The following is a 6,208-nucleotide window of genomic DNA, read 5'->3' as shown; positions in this document are numbered from 1 at the left end:
AAGAAAATATTGTCTCCCAGTACCAATGCAACACTATCGGTACCAATAAAATCGGCTCCAATTACAAATGCTTGGGCTAATCCATTAGGTATCGCCTGTTCTGCATAACTAAACTGACAGCCTATAGCCGATCCATCGCCTAATAATTTTTTAAAGTGAGGCAAATCATGTGGCGTTGAAATGATTAAAATTTCGTTTATACCAGCCATCATCAACGTGGACAATGGATAATAGATCATAGGCTTATCGTAAACAGGCATCATTTGTTTACTCATAGCGAGTGTTAACGGATGCAAACGGGTACCGGAGCCTCCGGCTAATATAATTCCTTTCATTTTTTTTTATTATTTTTTATGTGTGAACCGTAATTCGTAATGCCTGATTCGTAAATTGTAATTCGTGATTTGTACTTCGTGATTAGTAACACCATTTAAATTTCGTAATCTATAATCTTGTAATTTGTAATTATTAATTACGAATCACTGTTCACTGTTCACGGTTCACAACCAACTTTCTAATTATATTGTTTTTCGTAATAACTAGCGTAATCCCCAGAGGTGATATTATGCAACCACTTTTCATTATTTAAATACCAATTTACCGTGCGCTCCAAACCTTGTTCAAAGGTAACCGAAGGTTTCCATCCCAACTCGGTATTGATTTTACTCGCATCAATCGCATAACGCAAATCATGACCTGGACGATCTTTTACATACGCAATCAATTGTTCAGATGTTCCTGCTGTTCGACCTAATTTTTCATCCATAATTTTGCAAAGCAATCTTACCAAATCAATATTCTGCCATTCGTTAAAACCACCTATGTTATAGGTGTCATGATTCTTACCTTTGTGAAATACCAAATCAATGGCTACCGCATGATCCTCCACAAAAAGCCAATCCCTAGTGTACTTCCCATCTCCATAAACAGGTAACGGTTTGTTTTGAATAATATTATTAATAAAAAGCGGAATCAATTTTTCAGGAAAATGAAATGGACCATAATTATTAGAACAATTTGTTAGCACATACGGTAATCCGTACGTTTCTCCGTAAGCCCGAACAAAATGATCTGAACTGGCCTTTGAAGCCGAATAAGGAGAATTAGGGTCATAAGCTGTGGTTTCAGTAAATAAACCTTGGGCACCTAGACTACCATAAACCTCATCAGTACTAATGTGATAAAAACGTTTGTTGGCAAAATCATTTTTCCAAAGCTCCTTGCTCGCATTAAGCAAATTCATTGTACCGATAACGTTTGTTTTGACAAAAGCAAGCGGATCTGTAATAGAGCGATCTACATGCGACTCAGCAGCCAAGTGCAGTACTCCATCAAATTGATATTTGGCAAACAAGGCATCAATAAATGCAGCATCTACAATATCGCCTTTGACAAAAGTATAATTGGGTTCGTTTTCAATATCAGTGATGTTTTCTAAATTGCCAGCATAGGTCAAAGCGTCTAAATTAACGATTTGATATTCTGGATATTTTTTGACAAAACGTCGCACAACGTGAGATCCAATAAAACCTGCACCACCGGTGATAAGTATTTTTTTCATTTATATTTATTTTTTTAATTAAAACGAATTTTACGAATTAATTATATTAATTATTTTTTCATACTGCTCAGATAGACAGGTCAAATTTAATCAACAAGTCTAACTTTAGCATGGTGTTTTTCAAATATTTCGGCAATGGTTCCTGAAAAAAGTCTCGTCTTTGAAATTAGACTATTTATTCAAGGTGTTTTTTGATAAGCGTAGGTTGCAGTGCCACTTTTTTTATGATACTACATTTTTAGTAAGCGCATGCACGCCATCAAACTCTCCTTATAACTAGGGACTACTACTCCAAAAGAAGCTTTGATTTTAGTTTTATCTAAAAGTGAAAAAGCGGGTCTTTTTGCAGGTGTAGGATACTGCGCAGCAGGAATGCCACTAACTTGACACTCAAAACCACCAATTTCCTGAATGGCCAAAGCAAATTCATACCAACTGATCTCGCCCTCATTAGAGAAATTATAAATTCCTGCTTGCCAATTACTATGATTTAAAATAGTAAGAATGGCTTGTGCTAAATCAGCAGCATAAGTAGGCGAACCAATTTGGTCGTTGACCACATTCAAGGCATCACGTTCTTGCATTAAACGTGACATGGTTTTGACAAAATTCGCCCCAAAACTAGAATACACCCATGAAGTACGAATGATGATGGCCTCGGGGTTAAACTGCAAACAAGACTTTTCTCCAGCTAATTTAGTTACCCCATACACATTGATTGGATTGGTTGTCGCTGTTTCGGTCAAAGCTACCGCTGAGTTGCCATCAAAGACATAGTCAGTAGAAATATGAATTAATTTGCATTGGTTTTCATGACTCCATTGTGCCATAATTGCTACGGCTTGATGATTGAGCACATCAGCTATTGCTGCCTCGGTCTCTGCTTTATCCACAGCAGTATGTGCGGCACAATTGATGATGTATTGTGGCGCAAAAGCATCTAATTGCTTGGCTAGTTCCGTTAGATTACTCAAATCTAACTCTGCGCGGTCTGTGAAAATCCACTCCCACTGCTGGTGTTTTTGAGATAACACTTGTAATTCAGAGCCTAGTTGCCCTTGTGCGCCTGTGACTAAAATTTTTTGCATTAAAATTGACTATTACAATTAGCTAAATTAGGTAAAATACGATCTTTCTCCGATACAATCGCCTCTTTTAAATCCATCCCCCAATCAATATTCAAAGTAGGGTCATCAAAACGAATACCGCCTTCACTTTGTTTATTATAAAATTGATCGCATTTGTACATCACCACCGCGGTTTCACTAAGAACCGAAAAACCATGGGCGAATCCCTGAGGAACCAACAATTGTTTTTTATTTTCAGCTGATAGTAACAGGGAAAAAGATTCTCCAAAGGTAGGTGAATCTTTACGTAAATCGACTGCTACGTCTATGATTTCTCCTTGTAAAACGCGTACGAGCTTCGTTTGCGCATAGGGAGGGTTTTGATAGTGCAAGCCTCTCAAAGTCCCTTTTTTAGAAAATGATTGATTGTCTTGAACGAAATCAATCGTCACGCCTTCATTACTTAAATTGTTTTTACTGTATGCCTCAAAAAAATAACCCCTTTCATCTTCAAAAACGTTAGGGGAAATAATTACTAAATCTTTAATAGTAGTCTTTTCTATTTTCATAATGTTAAATTGATCTATACTGTGAAATATATACTTTTAATTTATTTTATTTTTTAAAAAACTCTTGCGCCACCTCTGAAATCCTAGCTCTTTCTTTATCCGTAAGATGGGAACCCGAAGGAAGGCACAACCCCTTTTCAAATAAGGTTTCGGCAATATTGCTACCATAGAAGGCATAATCTTGAAAAATAGGCTGTAAATGCATTGGTTTCCACAACGGTCGGCATTCAATATTGGCGGCTTCAAAAGCCAATCGTAAGGCTTCTCTATCGATTCTTTTTACTGGATTGGGTTCCACCAAAATGGCACTTAGCCAATAATTAGCAAAATAAGTGTTATTTGGCACTGTAAATACGCTTACTTCTGCAATATCGCAGAACAAATCCACATAAAAATCATTCATTTTTCTACGCATCGCCACATGATCATCTAAAACTTCCATTTGACCTCTGCCAATTCCAGCACATATATTACTCATACGGTAATTGTATCCAATTTCGCTATGTTGGTAATGAGGTGCCTCATCTCTAGATTGCGTCGCATAGAAAAGTGCTTTTTCCTTAAGTGCTTTAGAATGACTAACAATAGCTCCACCTCCCGAAGTGGTAATGATTTTATTGCCATTAAATGACACTATTGCTAGATCACCAAAAGTACCACATTTTTGTCCTTTGTACGCACTTCCCAAAGCCTCGGCACTGTCCTCTAAAATTGGTATTTGATAGGCATCCGCTACTGCTCGCACTGCGTCAATTTGATACGGAACTCCATACAAATGAACGGCAATGATCGCTTTTGGTTTTTTGCCTTTGGCTATTTCACTAACAATGGCTTGCTCTAACGCGATGGGACATAAATTCCAGGTCTCCTTTTCACTATCAATGAAAACAGGAATTGCACGTTGATACAAAATAGGATTTGCGGACGCCGAAAATGTCATACTTTGACACAATACTACATCCCCTGCTTGGACACCTAATAAAATTAATCCCAAATGAATACCCGCTGTTCCCGTATTTAGGGCAGTGACATGAACATTATTTCCCAAATAATTTGCTAATGCACTTTCAAAAGCAACTACATGAGCCCCCCCTGTGGTGATCCAGTGAGATGCTAAGGCTTCCTGAATGTAACGCTCTTCATAACCACTAGCGTGCCCAACAGATAAAAAAATACGCTCTTTAGTCATGAACCTCCCAATACTCCGCATCTAACCGTACATCATCCTCTTTCACTTGATCCAGTGGTAAAGTAGAAAATGATAGTAGTTTTGAGTTTGGCTCTAAGGATTCAATCGCATTGGCATAACCCGCAGGAATATGCAGTATCTTACTTTCTGAGGTTGTTAAAATAACAGTCTCGATTGTTACATCTTTAGAGGGGTTTTCCCAATTGTCAATTTTCACATAATGAATTCGAAAAGAGCCACTCAAACAGTAAAAATTTTTCGCATCTATTTTATGCCCTTGCCAGGCACGTAACGGATGCTCCTCAGAATTAGTGATAATGTAAAATCGTTCAATATCTTTAAAACTAAAATCATTAACGTACGATACCGTACCGCGATGATCTGAAAAACTGCCTCCCTGAATTATTTTAGGAATCATAAAGTAACTTTCAAATTATTTTTATTCAGGAGATAAAATTTTAAAGTATATAACAACATTAAAGGTGCAAGTATAAGCACAAACAAAATGATTTCCTGTACTTTTTGATACAAACAAATAACTAAAGCTGACACTATAATTTGAGCAATTGCATAATACGCAGCAACTAGCCTGTGCTGTATTTTGTATTCATTACTCAATACCTGATATAAATGCAAACGGTGTGCTTCAAATATATTCTGTTTTAAATACAGTCTGTGTATGATCGTACAAATAGCATCTACTCCATAAACCGCTAAAAATAAAAGACATACCAAAGAATTGGTTGCCAAGATCAATTTCAAAAGCAAATAGATTACCCAAAAAGCTATTGCGATGCTCCCCACATCTCCAGCAAAACATTTGGCTTTTTTTCTAAAATTAAAAAATAAAAATACCAAACTGGCTAACATGGCATAACCTATAAAAGCAGCATCCGTAAAGGCGTGCATGTATTGATTCACATACAAAAGTGCTCCCATTACAACGAGTGTATACAATCCCGTGATGCCATTGATGCCATCCATAAAATTATACGCATTAATCAACCCTATGGCTAGAACAAAGGCAATTACAATCCCTAAAACCGGAACAAAATCAAAGAGTCCTAAGTCATAAAATATAAGGCTAATGGCTGTAAAATGAATGGATATTCGTATTTTATTGGAAAGACTTTGAATATCATCCCAAAAACTCACCAGACTTACTAATGTAATTCCTGCAAAGAAGAAATAATTGTTTTGCAGGTGCTGCGCAAAATAAAGTAAGGCAGCAAACCAAAAAATGATACCGCCGCCTCTTAGCGTAATTTCAGTATGTGCTGACCGATGATTGGGCTTGTCTACAATATTGTATCGATCTGCTATTTTAAAATAAAGCAATTCTAAGAGTACTAAAACTGCAGTTATAAGTAGGTATTGCATGGGTATAGATAAGGTTTTAATATAGCTTGAAATGTTTTTTTTTACATTAACGCTAGTGAAGAAACTAAGGGGGTTGTGATTACAACATAATCGTTTTTAAAATATTCAAGTTCCTCTTTAAAAAATATTAAGCGCCTGTAAATTGGTGTAAAGATGTCACGAAAAGAAATATAAATAGAAAGGACTACTGTACTTTGAAGTAAATAATAAAATTATGTTTATAATAAGATATTTGATATTATATAAAAAAAATAGCACTATCCTTAATCTGTACTAATATCTTTTTCGTTAGAGATATAAAGAATTAACATTGATTGTTACGATATTCGAAATTCATTTTTGCTTTAGTAATATACGATCTGTGTGATTTTGTAAAAAAAATAAAGCTATTTGTAAATACTGATACACTTTTAAATAAATTAATAGAAATATTGCATTATCA

General features: G+C 35.9%; 7 protein-coding genes. All 7 read right to left on the bottom strand.

The window, feature by feature from the left end; translation table 11 throughout:
* The coding region (locus DNC80_RS14585; protein ID WP_182651842.1) for a sugar nucleotidyltransferase at positions 1 to 335 on the bottom strand (335 nt) is incomplete at its 3' end.
* Between the two features lie 179 nt (positions 336 to 514).
* On the bottom strand, positions 515 to 1,561 hold the full coding sequence (gene rfbB, locus DNC80_RS14580; protein WP_182651841.1) for a dTDP-glucose 4,6-dehydratase: 1,047 nt from the start codon (positions 1,559 to 1,561) through the stop codon (positions 515 to 517).
* A gap of 230 nt (positions 1,562 to 1,791) precedes the next feature.
* A complete protein-coding gene (gene rfbD / locus DNC80_RS14575) occupies positions 1,792 to 2,649 on the bottom strand; it encodes a dTDP-4-dehydrorhamnose reductase (protein ID WP_182651840.1) in 858 nt (285 codons plus the stop codon).
* Positions 2,649 to 3,197, bottom strand: a complete 549-nt coding sequence (gene rfbC, locus DNC80_RS14570) for a dTDP-4-dehydrorhamnose 3,5-epimerase (protein WP_182651839.1) — start codon at positions 3,195 to 3,197, stop codon at positions 2,649 to 2,651. Before rfbC ends, rfbD begins: the two co-directional genes overlap by 1 nt.
* Before the next feature lie 46 nt (positions 3,198 to 3,243).
* Positions 3,244 to 4,386, bottom strand: a complete 1,143-nt coding sequence (locus DNC80_RS14565) for a DegT/DnrJ/EryC1/StrS aminotransferase family protein (RefSeq protein WP_182651838.1) — start codon at positions 4,384 to 4,386, stop codon at positions 3,244 to 3,246.
* Entirely contained in the window at positions 4,379 to 4,804 is a 426-nt protein-coding gene (locus DNC80_RS14560; protein ID WP_182651837.1) for a WxcM-like domain-containing protein, read from the bottom strand. Before DNC80_RS14560 ends, DNC80_RS14565 begins: the two co-directional genes overlap by 8 nt.
* Entirely contained in the window at positions 4,801 to 5,766 is a 966-nt protein-coding gene (locus DNC80_RS14555) for a glycosyltransferase family 4 protein (RefSeq protein WP_182651836.1), read from the bottom strand. The genes DNC80_RS14560 and DNC80_RS14555 overlap by 4 nt, the downstream gene beginning before the upstream one ends.
* Positions 5,767 to 6,208: the final 442 nt, after the last annotated feature.

Source organism: Flavobacterium sp. SOK18b (assembly GCF_014156605.1).
GTDB lineage: Bacteria > Bacteroidota > Bacteroidia > Flavobacteriales > Flavobacteriaceae > Flavobacterium > Flavobacterium tiangeerense.
Note: the sequence above shows the minus strand (reverse complement) of the source record. Positions and strands in the feature narration are given on the sequence as shown.

Excerpts from the sequence above, each read along its gene's own strand:
- rfbB (WP_182651841.1), bottom strand. The coding sequence starts at position 1,561 with ATGAAAAAAATACTTATCACCGGTGGTGCAGGTTTTATTGGATCTCAC.
- rfbD (WP_182651840.1), bottom strand. The coding sequence starts at position 2,649 with ATGCAAAAAATTTTAGTCACAGGCGCACAAGGGCAACTAGGCTCTGAA.
- rfbC (WP_182651839.1), bottom strand. The coding sequence starts at position 3,197 with ATGAAAATAGAAAAGACTACTATTAAAGATTTAGTAATTATTTCCCCT.
- DNC80_RS14565 (WP_182651838.1), bottom strand. The coding sequence starts at position 4,386 with ATGACTAAAGAGCGTATTTTTTTATCTGTTGGGCACGCTAGTGGTTAT.
- DNC80_RS14560 (WP_182651837.1), bottom strand. The coding sequence starts at position 4,804 with ATGATTCCTAAAATAATTCAGGGAGGCAGTTTTTCAGATCATCGCGGT.
- DNC80_RS14555 (WP_182651836.1), bottom strand. The coding sequence starts at position 5,766 with ATGCAATACCTACTTATAACTGCAGTTTTAGTACTCTTAGAATTGCTT.